This is a genomic window from Algoriphagus ratkowskyi, from assembly GCF_002150505.1.
In the GTDB taxonomy this organism is placed as follows: domain Bacteria; phylum Bacteroidota; class Bacteroidia; order Cytophagales; family Cyclobacteriaceae; genus Algoriphagus; species Algoriphagus ratkowskyi.
Genome location: NZ_MSSV01000022.1, coordinates 22,191 through 45,178 on the forward strand (window position 1 = coordinate 22,191; position 22,988 = coordinate 45,178).

16 protein-coding genes and 2 tRNA genes are annotated in these 22,988 nt (G+C 38.4%); 2 read left to right on the forward strand and 16 right to left on the reverse strand.

What is annotated here, in order from left to right; translation table 11 throughout:
* Positions 1 to 143: 143 nt before the first annotated feature.
* The 5 genes from BVH02_RS18310 to BVH02_RS18330 all read right to left on the reverse strand — a co-directional run bounded on the left by BVH02_RS18310 (position 144) and on the right by BVH02_RS18330 (position 4,604).
* Positions 144 to 1,304 (reverse strand): DUF4221 family protein, encoded by a 1,161-nt coding sequence (locus tag BVH02_RS18310; protein WP_086502923.1) that lies wholly within the window; start codon positions 1,302 to 1,304, stop codon positions 144 to 146.
* A gap of 112 nt (positions 1,305 to 1,416) precedes the next feature.
* Positions 1,417 to 1,977 carry a 1-acyl-sn-glycerol-3-phosphate acyltransferase gene (locus BVH02_RS18315; protein WP_086502924.1) on the reverse strand — a complete coding sequence of 187 codons (561 nt, stop codon included), beginning with the start codon at positions 1,975 to 1,977 and terminating at the stop codon, positions 1,417 to 1,419.
* Positions 1,974 to 2,777 carry a patatin-like phospholipase family protein gene (locus BVH02_RS18320; RefSeq protein WP_086502925.1) on the reverse strand — a complete coding sequence of 268 codons (804 nt, stop codon included), beginning with the start codon at positions 2,775 to 2,777 and terminating at the stop codon, positions 1,974 to 1,976. The genes BVH02_RS18315 and BVH02_RS18320 overlap by 4 nt, the downstream gene beginning before the upstream one ends.
* Entirely contained in the window at positions 2,767 to 3,606 is an 840-nt protein-coding gene (locus BVH02_RS18325; RefSeq protein ID WP_086502926.1) for an MBL fold metallo-hydrolase, read from the reverse strand. The genes BVH02_RS18320 and BVH02_RS18325 overlap by 11 nt, the downstream gene beginning before the upstream one ends.
* Before the next feature lie 50 nt (positions 3,607 to 3,656).
* Positions 3,657 to 4,604 carry an acetyl-CoA carboxylase carboxyltransferase subunit alpha gene (locus BVH02_RS18330; protein ID WP_086502942.1) on the reverse strand — a complete coding sequence of 316 codons (948 nt, stop codon included), beginning with the start codon at positions 4,602 to 4,604 and terminating at the stop codon, positions 3,657 to 3,659.
* 437 nt (positions 4,605 to 5,041) lie between these two features.
* Between BVH02_RS18330 and BVH02_RS18335 the strand changes: the two genes are divergently transcribed.
* Together BVH02_RS18335 and BVH02_RS18340 are read left to right on the forward strand one after the other, a co-directional pair.
* Positions 5,042 to 5,115 (forward strand) — tRNA-Asp (locus BVH02_RS18335).
* 165 nt (positions 5,116 to 5,280) lie between these two features.
* Positions 5,281 to 5,354 (forward strand) — tRNA-Asp (locus tag BVH02_RS18340).
* A 219-nt stretch (positions 5,355 to 5,573) separates the two neighbouring features.
* Here the strand turns inward: BVH02_RS18340 and BVH02_RS18345 are convergent.
* The 11 genes from BVH02_RS18345 to BVH02_RS18395 all read right to left on the reverse strand — a co-directional run bounded on the left by BVH02_RS18345 (position 5,574) and on the right by BVH02_RS18395 (position 22,982).
* Entirely contained in the window at positions 5,574 to 9,110 is a 3,537-nt protein-coding gene (locus tag BVH02_RS18345) for a PAS domain-containing hybrid sensor histidine kinase/response regulator (protein WP_086502927.1), read from the reverse strand.
* 236 nt (positions 9,111 to 9,346) lie between these two features.
* Positions 9,347 to 11,059 (reverse strand): sodium:solute symporter, encoded by a 1,713-nt coding sequence (locus BVH02_RS18350; protein WP_086502928.1) that lies wholly within the window; start codon positions 11,057 to 11,059, stop codon positions 9,347 to 9,349.
* Positions 11,060 to 11,162: 103 nt separating this feature from the next.
* Positions 11,163 to 13,619 carry a PIG-L family deacetylase gene (locus BVH02_RS18355; RefSeq protein ID WP_086502929.1) on the reverse strand — a complete coding sequence of 819 codons (2,457 nt, stop codon included), beginning with the start codon at positions 13,617 to 13,619 and terminating at the stop codon, positions 11,163 to 11,165.
* Positions 13,620 to 13,700: 81 nt separating this feature from the next.
* Positions 13,701 to 14,354: an acyloxyacyl hydrolase gene (locus BVH02_RS18360; RefSeq protein ID WP_158093913.1), complete on the reverse strand. Its 654-nt coding sequence runs from the start codon at positions 14,352 to 14,354 to the stop codon at positions 13,701 to 13,703.
* Between the two features lie 33 nt (positions 14,355 to 14,387).
* On the reverse strand, positions 14,388 to 14,849 hold the full coding sequence (locus BVH02_RS18365; protein WP_143244248.1) for a hypothetical protein: 462 nt from the start codon (positions 14,847 to 14,849) through the stop codon (positions 14,388 to 14,390).
* 147 nt (positions 14,850 to 14,996) lie between these two features.
* The gene (locus BVH02_RS18370; protein WP_086502932.1) at positions 14,997 to 16,208 is read right to left on the reverse strand and encodes a tetratricopeptide repeat protein; all 1,212 of its coding nucleotides are present in this window, start codon (positions 16,206 to 16,208) and stop codon (positions 14,997 to 14,999) included.
* A gap of 26 nt (positions 16,209 to 16,234) precedes the next feature.
* Entirely contained in the window at positions 16,235 to 18,808 is a 2,574-nt protein-coding gene (gene gyrA / locus BVH02_RS18375; RefSeq protein WP_086502933.1) for a DNA gyrase subunit A, read from the reverse strand.
* Between the two features lie 96 nt (positions 18,809 to 18,904).
* Positions 18,905 to 19,927, reverse strand: a complete 1,023-nt coding sequence (locus BVH02_RS18380; RefSeq protein WP_086502943.1) for a hypothetical protein — start codon at positions 19,925 to 19,927, stop codon at positions 18,905 to 18,907.
* Positions 19,928 to 20,020: 93 nt separating this feature from the next.
* Positions 20,021 to 20,530: a hypothetical protein gene (locus BVH02_RS18385; protein ID WP_086502934.1), complete on the reverse strand. Its 510-nt coding sequence runs from the start codon at positions 20,528 to 20,530 to the stop codon at positions 20,021 to 20,023.
* A 113-nt stretch (positions 20,531 to 20,643) separates the two neighbouring features.
* The gene (rpe, locus tag BVH02_RS18390) at positions 20,644 to 21,303 is read right to left on the reverse strand and encodes a ribulose-phosphate 3-epimerase (RefSeq protein WP_086502935.1); all 660 of its coding nucleotides are present in this window, start codon (positions 21,301 to 21,303) and stop codon (positions 20,644 to 20,646) included.
* Positions 21,304 to 21,356: 53 nt separating this feature from the next.
* Positions 21,357 to 22,982 (reverse strand): S8 family serine peptidase, encoded by a 1,626-nt coding sequence (locus tag BVH02_RS18395; RefSeq protein WP_223271914.1) that lies wholly within the window; start codon positions 22,980 to 22,982, stop codon positions 21,357 to 21,359.
* Between the last annotated feature and the right edge of the window lie 6 nt (positions 22,983 to 22,988).

A 22,988-nucleotide genomic window follows, 5' to 3' on the forward strand; every position in this document is an offset into this window, starting at 1 on the left:
GTCATCTTAGGCAATTTAGGTAGTCGTTGAAATGCGATTTTTGGATAAATATCTATCCTATTAATTAAAGCTTTTCAAATAATACTTTGGTAATAATTCCACTTTCCTCCGTTTTCAAGAAATCTTAGTAGCGCTCTTCAAATCTAGAGAATCTCAACATCCATAATGACGAAAGCCAGTTCGTCATTAATATTTTCATACATCCAGATGTCCCCATCTTTAGCAAAATATTTTACTGGAAGCTTAGCCAGTTCTGATATTTCAGCTTCAACGATTAGATTGAATTCTTTATCAAAAATACTTAGAAATACATCGGACCCAGTCGATATATAGTGTCCGTAACCATTGAGTTCTTCTCCAAAATGCATTTTTTCTGAAAACCTGAAAAAACGTTCATTTTTTTCATCCCAAAAAAAAGATCTGTAATTAATATCTTCCTCAGTTTTTTTAATAATTTCCTTCAATTGACCAGAGGTTCTTTCAACTTCTTTTGGAGGAACATAACTTTTCTTATCGGCCAATAAATGGGTATTCCAACTTTTAATATGGAGACTGTCTTTTTCCAGATCAAAAATCAACATTTCATTAAAGGCAGTATTACTAATAATAATTTGCCCATTGACATTTATAGCAGAGGCACTTGGCCCATAGCTTCCTGCTGGAGATCCTTCAAACAAAAGCTTAACATTAAAATCCTTTAGTTTTTCTAATTCTGGCAACTCTAACTTTTCAAAAGTTTGATCTTTCAAATCAAAATCGAGTATCATGCGGGATTCACTCTTCTGGTGAAAAATAAATACAATAAGCCTATCTGAATTATTTTCAACTTGAAAAAATGCTCCTGCATAGTATTCATCAGTTCCAAGGAATTCAGGGGCGATTTTATCAAGCGCCAAATCCCTGACTAAATCTCCATTTTGATCAAAAATCCTATATAAAAAATAATCCCAGAAAAGTATATTTCCATCTGACAAAAGAGCGAAGTGTGAAACATAATTAACCACGTTAAGTACGCCATTAGGACCTTCTTTTTCGAATTGAACCTTTTCTAAAAGTCTAAGTTCATCTAAATCAATCTTCTCTGTAGTATAATCTTGTCTATTGAAATTGATCAGATAGCTTTTATCATTTGATAGACCAGAATAATAAAGGTGATCCTGTAAATAAAGAAACTCATCACCTGAATCCACACGTACAGTATCTAAGGAAACCCTGATTTGATCCGAAACAGTATGCTTTTTTTCTGCTTTTGAAGCACAAGCACTAACTGCTAAAAATAAAGCAACAGCCATTAACAATCTCATAAAATGCTATTTTAGAATTCAATTAAACTTATCTCGAATTAAAAGTTAATTAAATCCAATTTGTCTTTGATCTTAGTCGCTTATAAAAAATGTTAAGCTGGAAAAAGTATCTCTACAGAATGCCCTTTTTTGGATGTCTTCCGGTAACAGTTCTTCCGAAGACTTTTAGCTCTTCAATCTGCTCATCCATATTTCCGTTAGGATAAATACATGGCCCGATACCAGCTTCCTTTTTTTTGTAATCCAAATAACCAACTACCACAGGAACATTTGCTCCAAGTGCTATATGATAAAACCCTGATTTCCATTTTTTTACTTGATCTCTAGTTCCTTCAGGCGTCACCATGATGACAAGTTCATCGCGCTCATTGAGCATAGATACCATTGACTCCGTATAGGTCTGTTTCCTCCCTCCAGGAACCCGTTTTCTATCAATAGCAATTGCCCCGAGACCTTTAAGCAACCATCCTAAAGGCCCTACCATCACTTCCTTTTTGATAGTGAAGCGCACAGGGATATCCATGAGAAAAAAGGCTGCTCTCGCGTAAAGAATATCCCAATTAGAAGTATGCGGAATAGCGATAAGAACTGCCTTTTTCAATCCCTCTGGCCATTGATTGTTCAGAGACCAACCTGAAACCCAAAACACAATTCTCGATAAAAACTTCATCATACTTTATTAGATTTATTGCTATCCACAGCCAATTCTAAGATAGTAGGATTATTTTCAATATAATTCATCGTAAAGTCATAACCGACACTGAAAAGTTCGGATGCTTTCTTTATGTCAAACACGCCATATTTCGCCAACTCTGGAGGCTCAATAAAATAGTCACATTTAGACTCACGGCTGTACACATTGTAATTCATAGCCATAATTACCGATCTTTCAATCAGCTTTTTCATGTTACTGATATTTGTTTCTTGAGGTAATTGATTACAATTCACTCCAATTACATAATCGCATATTCCTTCAAGTGGCTCAACGGGGAGATTATTCAATACTCCCCCATCCACCATATAATTTTTCCCGATCACAATGGGGTCAAACATTCCTGGGATACAAGATGAAGCCATTATAGGCCGGATCAATTCACCTTCAGAATAGTATCGTACTTTGGCTTTTTTAATATCAGTAGCAGCTACAGTTAAAGGGATTTTCAGCTTCGCAAAATCATCGTGATCTAAATAAAGCTTAAATAAAGCTCCAACTGAATCCATTTTAAGAAATCCCGTCAAAGAAATGGCGGGACGCATAAACTTGAAATAATTAGTCTTAACAATTATTTTCAAAATGTCATCAGGTGTATACCCTTGACAAAACATTGCTCCTACAATTGCTCCCGCTGAAGTCCCAGAAACCTTCGTGGGATGTATACCTGACTCAGTTAATGCTTTCAATACGCCCAAATGAGAAATACCCCTCACTCCACCGCCTGATAGCGCTATCCCAATTTTCAGCTTAGATTTCATCCAATCTAAATGTTTGATCTAAGCGAACACCTCTGTCCGTCATTTTCACAGTACAGCATTCGTTCTCAGCATCGTGCTCTAGAAAAAGTATATACTTTTCACGGGCTGCTTCTTCTAAAAACTTGGACTTTTCGTCCATCGTGAGAAGAGGCCGCGTGTCGTAGCCCATTACATAAGGCAAAGGGATATGGCCTACTGATGGTAATAAATCAGCTACAAAAACTACCGTTTTTCCTTTATACTGGATTTTAGGAAGCATCTGTTTATCTGTATGCCCGTCAACCGTAATAAAGTCAAAGCCTGGAAAGAATGATTTGTTATCTAAATCCAAATACTCCAATTGCCCCAATTCCTGCATTGGAAGAATATTCTCTTCTAAAAAAGATGCTTTTTCACGAGGGTTAGGAACAGTTGCCCATTGCCAATGCTCTTTATTTGACCAATAAGTCGCTCTAGGGAAAGTCATTTCGTACTGCCCGTGTGAGCCATACCTCACGCCGCCACCACAATGATCGAAATGCAAGTGAGTAAGAAAGTTATCTGTGATCTGATGAGGACTAACTCCAAGTCTCTTGAGACTTTTGTCCAAGCTGTCATCACCATGGAGATAGAAATGAGAGAAGAACTTAGCATCCTGCTTATCTCCTATTCCATTGTCAATTAATACGATCCTGTCGCCATCAACCACAAGTAGGGATCTCATTGCCCAAGTACACAGGTTGTTTTCATCCGCTTGATTTGTTCTGGACCAAAGGGTCTTTGGCACGACTCCAAACATGGCCCCGCCATCCAATTTGAAAAACTCTGTATTGACTACGTGTAACTCCATAATACAAAAGAAAATCCCGGACTTTGGAAGAAGTCCGGGCTTGAAATATTTTACTCAACTACTACACCCATCGAGCAAAACTTGTCGATACGCTGTTCAATCCTTTTCTCAGGTTTGATTTTATCTAATTCCTTCAAAGCATGTAAAATAGCCTCCTTTAAGGTGATCGCCATTTTTTTCATATCTCTATGAGCTCCGCCAAGTGGCTCAGGGATGATACCATCCACCAATCCATTGCCTTTCATGTCAATAGCCGTCAATTTTAATGACTCGGCTGCTTGCTCCTTGTAATCCCAGCTTCTCCAAAGAATCGTAGAGCAGTTTTCAGGGGAAATAACAGAATACCATGAGTTTTCTAACATCATTACCCGATCACCTATCGCGATGCCCAATGCACCACCTGAAGCTCCTTCGCCAATGATGATGCAGATTACAGGAACTTTCAGCATGAACATATCTCTAATGTTGCGAGCAATTGCTTCACCCTGTCCTCTTTCTTCTGCTTCTAATCCTGGGAATGCGCCTGGAGTATCGATCAAAGTGACAATTGGCTTACCAAACTTCTCCGCCATTTTCATAAGGCGTAAGGCTTTTCTATAGCCTTCAGGGTTTGCCATCCCAAAATTACGCATTTGACGCTGCTTGGTGTTTCTTCCTTTTTGCTGCCCTACAAACATGACAGATCGGCCATCTAAGTCTCCCAGTCCACCTATCATAGCCTTATCGTCTGCTACATTTCTATCTCCATGTAATTCGACAAAATCATTTGTCATCTCATAGATATAATCGAGCGCATAAGGTCTTTCTGCATGTCGAGAGAGCTGAACTCGCTGCCAGCGGGTCAGATTTTGAAAAGTTTCTTTCTTCAAAGTGAGGATTTTATCTTCAAGGGATTCAATATCTGAACTTAAATCGATATTTCTGCCGATAGCCAACTCCTTCATTTCCTGAAGTTTTTGTTCTAAATCAGCTATAGGTTTTTCGAATTCTAATACCATTCTGGAGATTTTTGGAATAGCCAAAGATAAGAATATACACTTGGGAATTAAAAATTTTAATTGGTGGCAACAGCTTAGTCGTTGATTTTATTGTTGAAAGAAAATCTACACCGTCAATTAGTAGGATAAATGCATAAAAACCGAAAATACTTCATATCCATGTTGGCTCAAATAAAAATTATCTCTCTGAGAAAGAAGTTTATACGAAAACTATCAGCAATTTTCCCATTCTACTTTTGCAATAACAAATCAAAAACATACCTTTGCATCACTCAAAAACGGGGTTGTTGTCGAGTAATCATCAACAAGTTCGAATCTGAATTAAATGGAGTGGTAGTTCAGCTGGTTAGAATGTCCCGACATATCGGGAAGTTCGCAAGTTGGAAGGCATTTCAAATGGATAAGTAAGTTTATCCTTAAGTGACATAATAATAAACGGAGTGGTAGTTCAGCTGGTTAGAATGCCTGCCTGTCACGCAGGAGGTCGCGGGTTCGAGTCCCGTCCATTCCGCTTTTATTTGATGAAAAAGTTCATCGAAAAGTGACAATTAACTTATTGAATTTTGATAGATCAGCTGCTTAGCTTGTCCCGACTTATAGGGAAGGTGACATCTTGAATGGCTTTTTAAACAAAAAGCATAAGTAAGTTTATCCTTAAGTGACATAATAAATTAACGGAGTGGTAGTTCAGCTGGTTAGAATGCCTGCCTGTCACGCAGGAGGTCGCGGGTTCGAGTCCCGTCCATTCCGCAAAAAGTCCCGAAGAAATTCGGGACTTTTTTTTTGTTTTATTGTTAAAAGAAATTTTTAGATATATGAAAATTGGGGTGTAATTAATAGCTCCTAACTCAAGACCATCCAGCTCCTTCTAAATTATTTTTTATCTAAATCAATTAAAAAATAAATATCCTCACCCAATAATCCGGCAAAGTTTATATGCCTAAAGTTGCAAATAGATGGATTAGAATTCTATCTATCCATCATCTCGAGAACAAGATTAATCTCTGTCACTAAATCCTCATACATTGAATTCATTTTCGCCTCATCAAACCTCTCCATTTTTTCAAACTCTATGGCCATGTTGGCAATAATATTCATTCCTGCAGAGCTTGCTGTTCCATATAGCTTATGCCCCAACTCATTTATCCCAATAATTTCTTTTTTTTCTATTAAGTCGTGTAATACCGTTAAAGATCCCTTCAATTCCGATTTCACAATTGATAAAATCTTCTCTAGCACTTTTGGATCATGGTCTGTATAGTTTTTCAACTTCGCCGGATTATAATGAGAATCCACTGTTGTACTATCTTCACCTTCCTTTGCTAGCATAAAATTAACATTGGAATCAAGCCATTTATTCAGGATCATCACTACTGTTTCTTCCACCACTGGCTTTACAACAAAATCATCCATGCCAGCTGCCAGACATTTTTCTCTCTCTCCTTTCACATTCCCTGCGGTAAATGCAATGATAGGAACATGTGTATCTTTCTCTAATTGTCTAATGTTTCTGGTTGCTTCATAACCATTCATTTCAGGCATCTGAACATCCATGAGTATAATATCAGGAAATTGATTTTGGCAATATTCCAATGCTTCTAATCCATTAATTACTTCTATCATAGTTGCATTAGGCGCAATTTTATTGATTATGGTACGCGCCAAGAGCATATTCACCATATTATCCTCTGCTACTAACACAGTGAAAACTTTGGATGGGCTAATTACTGCTTCTTTCAGCGGCTCATTCAGGTGAGCCTCAGGAGTATTAAGTTTTGAAAGGGCATGATAGAAGTCTTGAATCTTTAGAGGCTTAAGCAAGCGATGCTTCACATGAAGTTCTCTGCAACTATCAATTATTTTCTGATCGTCTGACGAACTATGAAGCAACATAATTGACTGTTCCCCACCTGCCACAGGAAAATTTTCTCTCATCTTCCGAATCGTTTCAAGACCATCCATGAAAGGCATATGATAATCCATTAATACCACATCAAAACTTTCTCCACTAGCTAATAATTGCAGTGCTTCAAACCCATTTTTCGCCTCTGAAGACTGAATATTTTTAAGGAGAAGCATCTGTCTAACTATTAATCTATTGTTCTCATTGTCATCTACAATTAAAACTTTTTTGATTTTATCTAAATCACACGTAGCGATCGCATCTCCTTCCTCCGTCTTCAAACTTAGGTCAAAGTAAAAAACACTTCCCTCTCCCGATACACTATCCAAATTTAGTTGACTGTTCATTAGTCTAAGCAAACTATTGGATATGGTGAGTCCTAGTCCAGTACCTCCATACCTCTTTGTCGTAGAGCTGTCTTCTTGGGAAAACGCCTCGAATATTTTTGACCGTTTATCAGGCTTGATCCCGATACCGGTATCTCTGACAGAAAACCGCATTTTATGCTTATCCCCTTCTTTTGCTAAATTTTCAATTTTCAATTCTATCTCACCCTTTTCGGTAAACTTCGAGGCATTCCCTAAGAGGTTGACTAGAATTTGCTTTAATCGTACTGAATCTGTATAAGCAAAACGGGGAAGTTCGGTCGAAATATTTAGCAACATTTCTAATCCCTTGCTTTGTATTTGATACGTGATAATGTCCGTAGCCTGAGAGCACATCTCATATAGATCGCATTTCTCTACATCTAACTCTAGTTTGCCCGCCTCTATTTTCGAAAAATCCAGTATATCATTAATGATACTTAAAAGTGCATTACCTGACTGATTTACAATTGAAAGGTATTGATGCTGAGTTTCATTTAAGTTTGTTTTTAAAACTAGATCTGTGAATCCTATAACTCCATTTAGAGGCGTACGAATCTCATGGCTCATATTAGCCAAAAACTCAGATTTGGCAATACTTGCTTCCTCAGCAAGATTCTTGGTTCTTTCCAGTTCCAATTGTGCTTTTTTAGATTCATCTATATCCTGGAACGTTCCGAAAACTCTAATGCATACGTCGTTTTTGAATTCTGCATGCCCTAATGCACGAACCCAAATTTCATTTCCTAGATTGGTAATGATTTGAAGCTCTAAATCCCATGATTTACCTTCTGAAATGCAGGAATCCAACGCTTTTAAAATATTTTCTCTACTAGGACCTTCTTTGTAAAAATTGATTCCGGTGGCTAAATCAGGAACGTAATCAAGATCCAGCTCATGGATGAGTTTGGTCATAGGAGTCCAAGTCACTTTTTGATTCTGAAGATCGAAGTTCCATCCTCCCACCCTAGCTACTCGCCCTGTTTCCTCAAGAAGTAACTTGGTCTGTCTTAAGTCTTCCTCAAGCTTCACTCTACTCGTGACATCTACTGCGTTCCCTATAACATAGTACCCATCATCTGAGCTGCTTTTTTCAAGAACATTATTAAACATCCAAATAAACTCCTCGCCATTTTTATGCTTAGTTATTATCTGACTGTTCAGTTTGCCTTCCGATTCTATGGCTTTTAAATATATATCCACTGCCTCGTGACGATAATCTGGGACAATATCGTATAAGCTCATACCGAGAACCTCTTCTTCGGAATAGCCTAACATGGATGCACCTGCTTTATTCACTGAAAGCAGATTTCCTTGCATGTCATGCGTACACATGAAACCTTGGGAATTTTTAAAAAAAATGCGCTGTCGCTTTTCACTTTCAGCAACCTCCAAATCCCTTTTACTAACCTCAGTAATATCTCTCGCTATCGCATATAGTTCGCCTGACTTTTCCTCTGGAGTAGCTACCCATTCCAAAATCTTGTACGTTCCATTCTCATGCTGAAACCTATGAATAAAATTAATAGTAGATTCTCCGCTAGCTAGCTTCTGCAGACACAATTTTGTTTTCTCTAAATCCTCTTTGTGTACTAATTCAAAAAATGACCTAGTCAATAAGACCTCCTCAGTCCAACCTAGTAGTTTAGTAAATGAGGGATTAATCTTTTTGAAAAAGCCATCTGTACCTGCTATACAAATTAGGTCATGGGAAATATTGAACAACTTCTCAAAACTATTAATACCGCGGCCTAATTTCCCCTCTTTTAGCGCAAAAGCTACATCTTCAGCTAGTAATTCTAATACCTCCTTTTTTCCTTCACTAAGACTCTTAGGTTCCTTATCCAAGATCACCAAGAATCCTATCACCTCATTTTCCTCATCTCTAACCTGCAATCCCGCCAAGAACTTGATGTCATTTGAGGAGAAAAAAGATCCAATAGCTTCTGGGAAATTGATTTTGGAGAGATCTGAGAACTCAAAAAAACCTGATGTATTCAGGGCATAACTATGGATAAAATTTAAAAGCAAATTATCCTGAAAATTGTAGCCAAAGCCACCTCTGAACCATTGATTCTCTGAATTCCTAACCCCAATTACTGACATCATTGTCTCGCAAGAAACTGATGCTAACTTGTTAATTCTGATTAATGAATTGTCTTGGTCAGGATCAAAATCTTGAAAACTTACTGATGAATTATCTAAAATTTTACTGTTCAGCAATGGCGAATTACTCATACAAACACTTAAATAAGGCAATGATTAACATGCAAATTAGGTTTCTGAGTTTATAAATAAAATTTTCTGGTATAATTATATTTTTATTCTAAAAGTTGAGTTTTCATCAATTTTTCAACCGAATAAAAAAAGTTAATACATTAACGCATTTTACATAATCTATAATGGCATTGGCATAAACACGTAGAGCGACTTATTTTTAATTCTTAAGAAAAGTAAACTACTACTCGAATTGATTAGGAGTGTTTTGGTGGTATCACCAGCTGAATAAGTGCGGCAAATAACATAACGGCGAGACAGCCTATAGGATTGTACCAAAGAAATCCAATATCCCAAAGATTACCATCAGCCATATCTCCGTTGCTAAAATGAACAAATAACACCAATGCCTGAGACATCAGCGCAGCAATAAATACAGCTTGGCCTTTCACCCACTTCATAAAAAAGGCAACTAAGAAAATTCCGAGTATTGTCCCATAAAATAGTGAGCCCAGAAGGTTTACGGCTTGAATCAAATTTTCAAATAAAGATGCGTAGGTAGCAAAGAGTATGGCTCCTAAGCCCCAAAATGCTGTAAATAACTTCGATGAGTTCAGGTAATGCTTATCGCTAGCTTCTTTTTTGACAGATCTCTTATACAAATCTATTGTAGTCGTCGATCCAAGTGCATTCAGTTCCGAAGCTGTAGATGACATGGCTGCTGAGAAAATCACAGCGAATAGCAATCCTATGATCCCTTTGGGTAAATTATCCATTACAAACCGCATAAATACGTAATCTGTATCTCTGGTCTCTGCTACAGGATCGTTTGTTACAATCAAATCCTTTACCTCATCCCGGATTGCTTTTTGTTCAGATTTTAGAACACCAATTCTCTCACGAATTTCAGTTTCTCTGCCTTCATCCTTCTGGTCAATGGCATCGAGCATTTCTAGATACGAATTTTTACTCTGTTCAAAATTCTCAGCATAATCAGCTTCTAACCCTTCAAATTCTCCAGCATATTCACTCTGTCGAAGTTTGTCAGTTTGAACGGTATTGAATACAACTGGTGGCAAAAAGAATTGGTAAAATACAAATACCATCACTCCAATAAACAGAATAATGAACTGCATTGGGATTTTTAAGAAGCCATTCATGATCAAACCCATTCTACTTTGCGCAAGTGTCTGACCTGATAGGTAACGTTGCACCTGACTCTGATCCGTACCAAAGTAAGAAAGGAAAAGAAAAACCGCTGCAGTCATACCAGACCATACATTGTAGCGATCAGAAATATCAAATTCTAAGTTGATCATGTTCAGCTTATCCATTTTCCCCGCCACATGCATGGCTTCCTGAAAGGAAATAGGAAGCATTTGAATCACAATAATTCCTGCTAAAACCATCCCGCCCATCATCACAGCCATTTGCTGTTTTTGGGTAATAGAAACTGCTTCTGTTCCGCCTGAAACGGTGTAAAGAATCACTACTGAGCCTATCAGAATATTTGTTGCAGTCAAATTCCAACCAAGTAAGGTGGACAGAATAATCGCTGGTGCATAAATTGTAATTCCAGCTGCTAAGCCTCGTTGAATGATAAATAGCAGGGCTGCAAGCGTACGAGTCTTTAGGTCAAAACGATTTTCAAGGAATTCATACGCTGTGTAAACCTTCAGTTTATAATAGATCGGTATGAAAACCACCGAAATGACAATCATCGCTAGCGGCAAACCAAAGTAAAATTGGATGAAGCGCATCCCATCTTCATAAGCCTGGCCAGGCGTGCTCAAGAAAGTTATGGCAGAAGCTTGTGTGGCCATAATGGATAAACCAATCGACCACCAGTTCATCGAATTTTTACCTCGAAGGTAAGAGTCCAGACTCTTAGGACCGTAGGTTTTATAAATCCCGTATGTGACTATCAAAGCCAAGGTGCCAAAAAGCACCACCCAATCTAAGGTGCTCATGCGTATGCCACTTTAAGCCAATAAAAAAGTGCCATGAGGATAAAAAGCGATGCAATTAACCCTGCGTATAAGTATTTCCAACGTATCTGTTTTTCCTCCAAAACTATTGCTCGATCAAATTGATAAATAATTTAGTAGCTCCTGGCACTCCCGCAGGTAACTCACGGAAGAATGAGATTCCAGTGTATATGTACGTTCCCTTGCCGTATTTAGCGTAGATCAGAGAGTTATTAAGTGGATCTTCATTCGGATCTTGGAAAGTAAGTGGCGTGGAGTATTCCGGCGCAAAAGTTGACACGAAATACAAGCCTCTCTCCTGAATCCAATCGTCAAAATCAGCAACATTAATTTCATTTGGGCCAGCCAAAATCGGATGATCCCAGTCTGCGGTAAAAGGGGAATCTTCAACAGTAACTCGATCTCTTCCTATAGAAAATGGATAAGGCCCTAGCTTATCAGTCAGAAGCGGTCTGCTTACATTATATTGTACCACAACAGTTCCTCCATTTTCTACATAAGTCATTAAGTTCTGTTGGTTCGCCGCAAGAGCTGCGTTAGTATTATAAGCTCTTATTCCGACTACGATACTTTTATATTGGGAGAGATTTGCTAGGGAATAATCGGAGATTTCTGACACTTGATATCCCAGAGATGAAAGTACAGCAGGAACATCGTCTCCCGCTCCCATGATGTATCCGATTTTAGCTCCTGACACTTTCCAATCTTCCTGAATCAAATTCATTGATGCTGGTGAAAAGTAGGTCAGATTTGGAATATGTTTATAGGTAATCCGATGGGTAACTTGATCAAATATTTTTGAATCAGCGGTTTTAAATTGAGCGATGACTTCTCTTTTTTCATTTTTATCCAATTTGAATGAAACTCGGTAAAGTCTTTTCTTCTGGTTCAAATTCTCTTCAATACCCATGATTTGAAACTCCGAACTCATCAGGTTTTTAAATGTCAACTCCCCTTCTTTTACTTCTCCATTAAAATTGACCGTAACCGTTACCACGGGATTCAAATCTGAAATCAAAAAGACATTTTCATCAGAGACTTCTAAGTCAATTTCTGGTACTATAGTAAATGGTTGCTTTGTTTCACCGTCTACCTGGTCGTTATACTTATATTCTAAAGGAACCTGAGTTCTAAATTCCTGGCCATTAATCGTAAAACTCAATTCTCCACCAACCTTCATATCATTGAATGGCTTGCCTATCATTTGCTGATCTTTGACATCGTAGATCGCATCTACCACAGGATTTACCAGCCAATAAGGTTGTGATATTAGCAAATCCTCTGCTATTTGAAATTCAACAGGAATGAGAACGGGCTCATTGTTCGATGCAACTTTTTTCTTGGCAGAAAAAGAATTGTTAAAAAGATGAAATGAAATGTCATTGATCAGAACAACAGATGGGTTATTGACAATTAAATTTGCTTTAATATTTTCCCCTGAGTACCCAAGCTCTTGGTTAGTCACAAACTCCATTTTCAACCCTAGCAGCTCGAAAATCACTAGATCTAATTTCTTAATTTTCTCATTTACCCAAGATGAGTTTGAGTTGAGCGAAACAAGCTTAGTTCGAATTTGTGTAAGAGATTTCAGGTTGACAATAGGATCTTTGAAATCAAATTTATCTATGGCACTTTGAATCAAAGATGCTAATTCCATCCCTCCCTCTATCTCCTTCCAGCGATCGGGAATTCCTTCAAAAGCCGACGTTTGAAATGCTTCTCCTTTGATGAATTGAAGATTATCATCAGCAGCACCTATTCTAGCAGTGGCGCCAAATCCCTGAGATTTGTGCATTGTGCGACTGTTCGCAGCAATTTGACTATATGTAGTTCCCAATAAGCTATTGAATTCCCCAACGGGAAACATAGCATATTGCTCGCTCTTATCAGATTTAAATTCTCCGCCGAAATTGTATGAATTCCAAAAAATTCTCTTGGACTGCCATGTGTCCACAAATTTTAATTGCTCAGGAAAACTAGTTGCATCCGCAGCCAGATCAAATGCTTCTTCTGCCAAAATTGCTGAAGTAGTATGATGCCCATGATTTCCTCCCGGTTCAGTGTTGAATCTAGTAATGATGATGTCTGGCCTGAAATTCCTTATCACCCACACGACATCAGAAAGAACCTTTTGCTTATCCCAATTTTGTAGGGTTTCCTCAGGATCTTTGGAATAACCAAAATCCATGGCTCGGGTGAAAAACTGCCTTCCACCATCGGTTGCACGGGCTTGCAATAATTCTTGTGTTCGAATCTGTCCGAGTTCTATTCCCAATTCTTTTCCTATCAAATTTTGACCTCCATCTCCTCTGGTCAAGCTCAAATAAGCGACTTGCACATGCTCTCCATTCCCTAAGGCGGCAATTAACTGGGTATTTTCATCATCTGGATGCGCTGCAACATAAAGAACTCGTTTGGTTTCTTTCAGTTGTAAGAGTTTATGATAAATTACTGAAGATGGAAGGGTTTGAGAAAAACATATCAGACTATTTAGCAAAAGGAAAATAAAGGCTAAACTTTTGAGTAAGAACGGTTTTGTCATAAAGGGATGTAATTTATCTCTACAAGCTAGAACAAGCCTGATTGAAATAAAAACAATTTTTGATTAAAGGAAAAAAATCGGTTAGCGATTTACGGTATATTTCACTTTTCCAGGAATAGTATAACCCAAGGTAAACTCAAAAAAGTCAGCTTTCGCTTTGTGTGCTTTAATTTGCACACCAGCAAAAACATTGTTATTGAACCTATATCGAACGCCAATTCGCTCATAAAAATTAGCTACTTCTTGATTATAATGCGCTTTATTAACATAGATCCCAAGTGCAATTGGCAAATACAGTTTATCGGTAAGTTTCCACTCCCATGATCCTACCACTGCATAGGAGTTTACATCTGTAAAAGAAATAGTGTCATCAGGGTATCGATCTTTTGCGCCAGCTCCATAAAACCAATCTATACCAATTCCACCTCGATATTTGTACGATAACTCCCATAGATAATTCAAACCCAAACCTCCCCTGAAATATGCTCTTTCACCTATTTCATAGCTTTTTAATCCGGTATAAGAAGTAATATTCCAAAAACCACGTTTCTTTAAAGGTGGGAATTCAGTCATCATCCCAGGATTTAATCCCTCTTTGTCCAATTGGAAACGAAGTCCTAGTGCTATAGGAACAAAATTGATTCCTGCGTTAGGCTTTTTGATGGATCCATTAGAATAATGCTTGGTCCCTATGGAAGAGAATACTTCAACAGAACTTGATAGTGAGTAAGCCACTTTAACCCCAAAATGTATGTGTGCATTAACTGCTTATCCTACAAAACCATTGATAGGGTTTGTCATAGGATCATAAGGGTTCATATTAAACCCCACACCTATTTGAGAATAATAGCTAAAATTGACCTTTCTATTAAAATTCACCTTCCCAAAAGGAAACTCCCCAAATGCGTAGATTCCTATAGGTCTTCCAATCTCCGAATAATAATTAACAGCTGAGGTAAATCCTAAACCATAGCTAGGGTATCTATTGATGTAATTGTAGAATGTATTCTTGGTACTTCTCCTACCAAATCTCACATCAACTCCAGAATAATTTAATTTATTGATGAGATCGTTAGCCCAAACTTTATTATTTCCAATCATGGGACCACGATCGTAAGAAACATCTACAAAATTTCTTGACTGTGCTTCAACCTGGGAAGAAATTAATCCAAAAAATACACTAGTTATAATTATCCCTAATTGAAGTCGCATCAGTACTTTAAAATTCAAGAGCCAAATATAAAACTATTGTAAACCCTGTCAACCAATTTTTGCACTCTGTTTCAGCGAGTGCAATTTCTTTTTTCTCAGCATTAGACAAAAATAAAAGCCTCTGAATGAGAATTCAGAGGCTTTTACTTATTATAAAGCTACTTATTAATTGCCATCCATCCAGTTAGGACCCTTTAGCTCGATAAGCATTTTGTTGTATTTTTCTGCTTCAGCATCATTCTTCAATCTAGTTTGTACTTGGTACAAGATTGCCATAATATCTGTGTTGTCAGGTCTAATTTCAATTGCTTTCTCGAAATATGGGATAGCTTGCTTATAGTAAAGATTCGCCTCATCTGTCATTGGCTTTGCCTTAACTTCCCAATCAGCATCTGATAATCCACCTATTGCAACAATGATTTCTCTTGATTTCTCTAGGAGAAGTGCACCTGCATAATAGTTACCATCATAAAACTCAGGATCAGCCTCTACTGACTTTTTATAATCTACAAGGGCACCATCAATATCTCCAGCTTGCTCCTTTAAGTATCCAGATCTCAATAGAATACCTGGATTATTGGGATCATTTTTTAACGCTTCTTGAATAGATGCCATAGCCTCATCCATTTTATTCAATTGAAGTAACAATTGAATCTCATATTCGGCAAGAACTTTATCTTCAGGATAATCCTCTCTACCAGCCATAATTACATCATATGCAGCTTCTGGTTCTGCATCTTCACCACTTAATATTTGAACCATTAAATAGTATACAGTTAACTTGTTATACTCTTCTACATCAAGTAAATATCCATAATGCTTCTTAGCCTCATCAAATTTCCCAATTTCTTGAGCAATGTAGCCTGCATTATAATGGACTGTAGTATCTGTATGATCTACCTCTCCAGCCAAATTAAAGAACTCATAGGCCATTTCAAGGTCATCTGCATTGAATCTCTCACCACCTTTGTCAAAGGCCACATTCTTAAGTGTATAAATAGAGTAAGGGCGAAGATTATCAGGAACTCCTGGCATATCATCTCCATAGACATCTTTTCCTACTCCGGTGTTTTTATCACTTCCAGCCATTTCAAAAGCTTTGTGATAAGTTGCCAAAGCTGCCTTACCCAATTTCAAAGTGGTGGCAGAGTTTGAGGAATCTGAACCAAACTTTTTGGTTTCAATTTGGGCTTTCAACAGATATGTACCTGGATCTGAACCTGTTTCAGGGTCAGAGCTAGCAGCGGTAATATCTGTCATTGCAGCAGTAAGATCTCCAGATTTAAAATTTTTCTCTGCAGAACGAACCACTTTTTTTTGAGCAAAAGCCAGAGTCGTTGCACCGATCAAGGCCATTGATAGAATTAGCTTCTTCATTTTAGCGTATTTTCTTGTTTGGTTGGTTATTCGTTAATTTCATTAGACTCATCAGCAGAATCCTCAGCCTCGTCAGTTGATGAATCCTCAGTCGTGTTCTCAGTATTTTCATCTGTGACAACTGTAGCATCTTCTATCTCTTCGGCCTCTTCTTCTTTTGATATTTTTTCTACGGAAGAAATCTCGTCATTCTCTCCGATTTTAATCAATCTTACTCCTTGAGTAGCTCTTCCCATTACACGAAGACCATCTACAGAAATACGAATGGTTATTCCTGATTTATTGATGATCATCAAATCATCGGTTTCTACTACTTCTTTGATTGCGACTAGTGCTCCTGTTTTCTCTGTCACACTCATCGCCTTTACTCCTTTTCCTCCACGATTGGTGATTCTATATTCGTCAAGGTTAGAGCGCTTACCATATCCTTTTTCAGAAACTACTAATAAGGTCGCATTTTCTTCAGATGCACATACCATGCCAATCACATAATCGCTATCATCGTTTAACCTAATAGCCCTCACTCCAGTGGCAGTACGTCCCATAGGCCTTACCGCTGTTTCATTGAAATGTATTGCTCTACCAGATTTAGCTGCGATCACAATATGTTGACTACCATTAGTCATCTCTACCTTCACCAATTGATCATCCTCGCGGATATTCAAGGCAATAATCCCATTCGTTCTAGGGCGGCTATATTGCTCAAGTGTGGTTTTCTTGATGATTCCTCGTTTAGTCACCATGACTAGGAAGTGATTGTTCAAATAATCTTTATCATTCAGATCTACAACCTGAATGATGGAACGAATCCTATCATTCTGCTCGATGCTAATCAAATTCTGAATTGGTCTTCCTTTGGAAGTCTTGGATCCTTCTGGAATAGCGTAGGTCTTTAACCAGAATAGCTTTGCTTTATCTGTAAAGATCAACAGGTAATTATGTGTAGACGCAGTAAATAAATACTCGGTGAAATCATCCTGCTTAGTACTCACACCACGCGATCCTACTCCACCTCTACCTTGTGTTCTATATTCTGAAAGCGCAGTACGCTTCACATATCCTTCGTGAGAAACAGTGATAATCACTTCCTCATTTGGAATCATATCTTCATAGCTGAAATCTTCCGCATTGTGCTCGATCTCAGTTCTTCTATCATCAGCGTAACGAGTTTTCATTTCTGCTAGCTCGTCCTTGATAATTTGCATTCTCCTATCCTCATTAGCAAGAATCTCTTTGAGCTCTTCGATTAAGGCCATGATCTCATTGTACTCATTGATGATCTTGTCTCGCTCCATTCCTGTCAATCGCTGTAATCTCATATCGAGTATAGCTCTTGCCTGAATCTCACTCAAATCAAATCTCTCAATCAAACCATTTCTGGCAGTCTCAGGATCTGCAGAACTTCTAATCAAAGAAATCACTTCATCCAAATGATCTAAAGCGATAAGATATCCTTGGAGTATGTGTGCTCTTTTCTCCGCTTCTCTCAACTCATATTCAGTACGGCGAATCACAACCTCATGACGGTGATTGACATAGTGAACAATCATATCTTTCAGGTTCAGTGTATAAGGCCTGCCTTTTACTAAGGCCACATTATTCACTGAAAAGGAAGTTTGCAGTTGGGTATGCTTGTAAAGGTTATTAAGAACTACACTAGAAATTGCGTCTCTCTTCAATTCATAAACGATTCGCATTCCAGAACGATCTGACTCATCTCGAATAGCGGAAATTCCATCTATTTTCTTTTCGTTGATCAAGGCGGCAGTTTTTTCTACCATACTCGCCTTGTTCACCATGTATGGAATCTCAGTGATGATAATCATCTCCTTACTTCCACCATCTTTTAGTTCTACGTTGGCTTTGCCACGCATCACCACTCTACCACGGCCAGTTTCAAATGCAGCTTTCACTCCATTGTAACCATATATTATTCCACCTGTGGGGAAATCTGGAGCAATGATGTGGACCATCAACTCTTCGATGGTGATCTCATTATTGTCTATATAGGCGACAATTCCATCTATAACTTCTCCCAAATTGTGAGGTGCCATATTCGTAGCCATACCTACAGCGATACCTGATGCTCCATTCAATAGAAGGGCAGGCACTTTTGCAGGCAATACGATCGGCTCCTTCAGGGAGTCATCAAAATTGAATTGAAAGTCAACCGTTTCTTTATTTATGTCTACCAAAAGCTCCTCAGCGATTCGCTTTAGCCTAGCTTCGGTATAACGCATCGCTGCTGGATTATCTCCATCTACAGAACCAAAGTTACCCTGACCATCCACCAAAGGATATCTCAGAGACCAAGGTTGCGCCATACGAACCATCGTCTCGTACACAGCAGAATCACCATGTGGGTGATATTTACCGAGTACCTCACCGACAATTCTGGCAGATTTCTTATGAGGTTTATTATGTAATACTCCCAGCTCTTGCATCCCAAAAAGGATTCTGCGGTGTACTGGTTTCAGTCCATCACGGACATCAGGAAGCGCTCTTGAAACAATAACCGACATCGAATAATCGATGTAGGCACCACGCATTTCCTCTTCAATATTAATGGGTATGATGTTCTCGTTTTCTCCTTGAGCCATATAATGCTATTCACGGGGTCGATTAAGCTTGCAAGATAGTAAATACCCATCGATTTAGAAAAGAGAATGCAAAGACCAAAGACGATAATCAAGACTTTAATACCACTGACCTACTTTCCTGTCTTGAAAATTAAAAATACCACTTCCTCTGTACTCGATTCCATTGTGCATATGCTTCATCACTACTCCGCAGCCTACAATTTTGCATTTCTTAGTTCCTGGAAATCGAACAGCTAGCCCAACTTGCATTGCATAGACCTGTTGATCAAGGTTTTGAACTTCTGTAAAATCAGATGCCGCATAGGTAAACTTGCGAAAATCTGCTCCACCTTTAACAAACACCTTGGTATAATCGGAGAAATCCCGCTCAATTCTCAGACCCAATCCGTAATAATTCTTGTCTGAAACTGCAAGTCTTGACACATAGGGTTCTGGCCCTACATCAAGAATTGGATCATATGCCTTTTTTAAATTCAGCTTTCCAAATTCCGCTTCAAAAATAAATCTCCAAGGATAGTTTTGTCGAGCTCGCTGTCTTAGTTCAGACATCATATAAAGATTGGAAGAAGAATAATTTCTATACCTCCAATTTAAAAAAGCTCGTCTTCTGCTCGCATCGTAAAGCACTAACCCAACTGTACCATAGAGTTTATTAGCTTGATAAGTCGCTCCTTCGAAATCAAATTGATAATCTCCACCCTGCATGGGAGCTAGATTGCCCCATTCCTGCCCAAAACCTCCACCAATGGTTAACAGATTGAAAAGGTTGATCCTCACTCCCCCATTCCAATTTGGAAACACCCAGTCTCCACCTTTCATTTCTAGTGGATTTTCTTCAGAAATATCCAAGGGATCACCATCAAAATTCTGATAGCGTGCAAAAGGATAAAGGTTCGTATTCGCAGAATAAAAGCTTGTTCCAAATTGCTGATACCCTCCACCTCCAGATATTTCTGCACTAAACATCTCCAATACATTTCGGGCAACATTTCCTAATCCTGATTCGCTTTTTTGGTTTTTGGCTTTCGAAGAGATTCCAAAAATATCATCTTCTTGGGCAAATACTAATGTCACTCCAAAGCAAAGGATAAAAAGGATAGTTAGCTTTTTGAAATTCATATTTTCTAAACGAAGGGTTAATGTTATTGGTGCAAAATTAAAAAAAAATGCCTCCCGATTGGGAGGCATCTACATAATAACTTTAATAAAATCTTATTTCCCGTCCGTAGGCTCAGGAATATCTTTTTCCTCTGCTTCCTGCTTTGCTTTCATTTCAGCAATCATTCCATCTAGTTTCTCTTTCACAGCCGGATCATCTTTGGTAGCTGCCAGTACTTTATTGTAAGTACCAGCTCCCAAAATCTCCTCATCCATTATCAAACCTGTCTTGTATTCTTTCAAAACACTTTGAAGAGACTCCTGAAAATCTTTTACTTCAGTGAATGCAGCTTTTTCTTCATCTGTAATTTTTGCCTCAGTCATTTTAGCTTCATCACCCCAAGCCGCTTTGATTTCATTATATCTGCCTCCACCTTGGAAAATCTCATTCTCCAAAATCATTGCTTTCAATTCATCCGTTTTTGCATTTACGTAATTATCGAATGTCACTTCAACATTGGCATATTTAGTCAAATCTTCATCTGTGACTTTCTCCTCATCTTGTGCGTAAGCAGCAAGCCCTAGGAACGCGAATAACGCTCCAAACAACAATACTTTTTTCATAAACTTTGTGATTTTAATTTCTTTATAATTCTCAATAAAAACCCATATGCCCAAAAAATCAAGAATAAAGGCCCGTTTTTAAGGTTTTTTATGATAAATGGTATGTCTATAACTTAATTTGATGAAATCTCCTTAAGGTCTCGAATAGTCTGCACTGGAGCTGAAGAATTGAATACAAAACTCCCTGCTACTAATACATCTGCTCCAGCAGCAATCAATTTTGGTGCATTTTGCAGAGTTACGCCTCCATCAATTTCAATTTTGGTTTTAGCCCCTTTTGCCAGAATTAAATCTTTCAAACGGGTAACTTTTGAATAGGTGTTTTCGATAAATTTCTGACCTCCAAAACCTGGATTCACTGACATTATACACACCATATCGATATCTTCTATCACCTCAGCCAACAACTCTATTGGCGTATGAGGATTTATGGCAACCCCAGCTTTGGCTCCAAGAGCTGTGATAGCTTGAAGGGTCCGATGCAAATGAGTGCAAGCTTCATAATGTACGGAGATAACTTCTGCGCCGGCATTTCGAAAAGCTTCCAGATAATTATCAGGGTTTACGATCATCAAATGTACATCCAATGGCCTTTTCGCATAGCGATGAATAGCCTCCATCACTGGAATACCAAAGGAAATATTGGGTACGAAAACGCCATCCATAATATCCACATGGATATAATCTGCCACTGAAGAATTAAGCATTTCAACTTCTTTTTGAAGATTTGCGAAATCGGCGGCTAAAATAGAAGGTGCTATAAGTGGTGACATGGATTATTTATTGATTATGTAAACAAACTAAATTAATTCCCAGCCCACAAATCCTATTGTCTAATCAATTTTCTTTGCTTGATCGATGAGCTATCCTGCATCTGAAGGATATAAAAACCTGGATTTACTCCTTCTATGAGAACCCTAAATGGTTCTTTAGAACTTCCGCGGTTCAGTGTCTCTCTTTTTAATGTGCGTCCATTGAGATCTATCAAGGAAAATTCTGCACTTAAACTATTTCCAAAATCTATAATCAGCTCATTTCCAAGAATCGGGTTTGGATAAACTCCCCAAGCAGGTAATTCCTCATTCTCTTCTACCCCAAGTATTTCGCCATATAGGGCACCGTAGAAATTAGGAATGCCATGTCCCAACAAATTATCAGGAGCATCAGCTTGGTTCCCACTATTCAATAAACTTTCCAACAGTTTATCTTTTGTCCATTCTGGCTTTGCTTCCCAAAGTCCAGCAGCCAAAGCAGCTATTTGTGGAGCAGAAAACGACGTCCCATTGGAATACCCAACCGCTCCATTTTCTCGAATCAGTGCAGTGCCGTTGCCAAAAGAAGCCAAATCAGGTTTGATGCGCCCATCTCCTGTGGGTCCACGAGAACTGAAACTTGAAACGCTCAAATCCTTATTGACTGATCCAATTGCCAATATATCTTGCGCATCAGCAGGAGAAGCTAAGGTCGATGGCAAAGGACCGTAATTTCCCGCACTATTAACTACCAGTATCCCTTTGCTAGAAGCAATACTTGCTCCACGGGCAATTATTGTAGTTTTTCCATCCAAATCAGCAAGCGTATAGGTCATGGCAGGATCATCAAAATCCAAATATCCGAGTGAACTACTTATAATATCTGCCCCTAAGCTGTCTGCATATTCTGCCGCCCGTACCCAATTGTACTCCTCAACCCAATATTCAGTAGCCACTTCTTCAGTCATAGCTAGGATATAACTTGCATCAGGAGCTCCAGCAATCATTTTCCCCGGTTCATTTGAAGCGATCAGGGAAAGCACATTAGTGCCGTGTTGATTATCTGAATATACATTCGTATTCCAAGGTCTTACAAAATCTTTTGTGCCAACTATTTTCCCACCATTTTGCAAGTGAATCAAAGGACTTGCAGTATTTGCTCCTGGAAATCCTGCATCAAACACTGCAATAGTTACTCCTTTTCCTGTGAAACCTTCCTTATGCATTTTATCTATTCCCAGCAAAGAATTCTGGAAATCGTAGGTTTCTTCGTTTGTAATTAAAGCACGCGAAGTTTCACTAGTGGGAGTGCGTAGCTTATTAGACTCAGAAGAATAGGCCGTCCGATCAACTCTAGCATTTGGGCGTGGAATAAAACTTCTTCCTACCAGCTCTACACGATCCACGAATGGCATCCCTTCCAATTCTTTGACTCTTTCAGCGTCTGTGACCAAAAGAGTTGCATTAAACCATTTACTTGAATAGAGAATGTATAAAGACTTATCTACTACAGCATCTATATACTTCTGAGAAACAGGAAGATCCAAACTATCTGGGGATACTCCTTCTTTAATTCTTCGATTTAATGCCTTTTGACTTAAGAATTCACCTGGAGCAGCAAGTGAAAGCAATTGCTGCGGCTTATACTTATAGAAAACGGCATAGCGATCTTGTGCACTAAGATTAGCAGTGAAAGCCATTCCAAT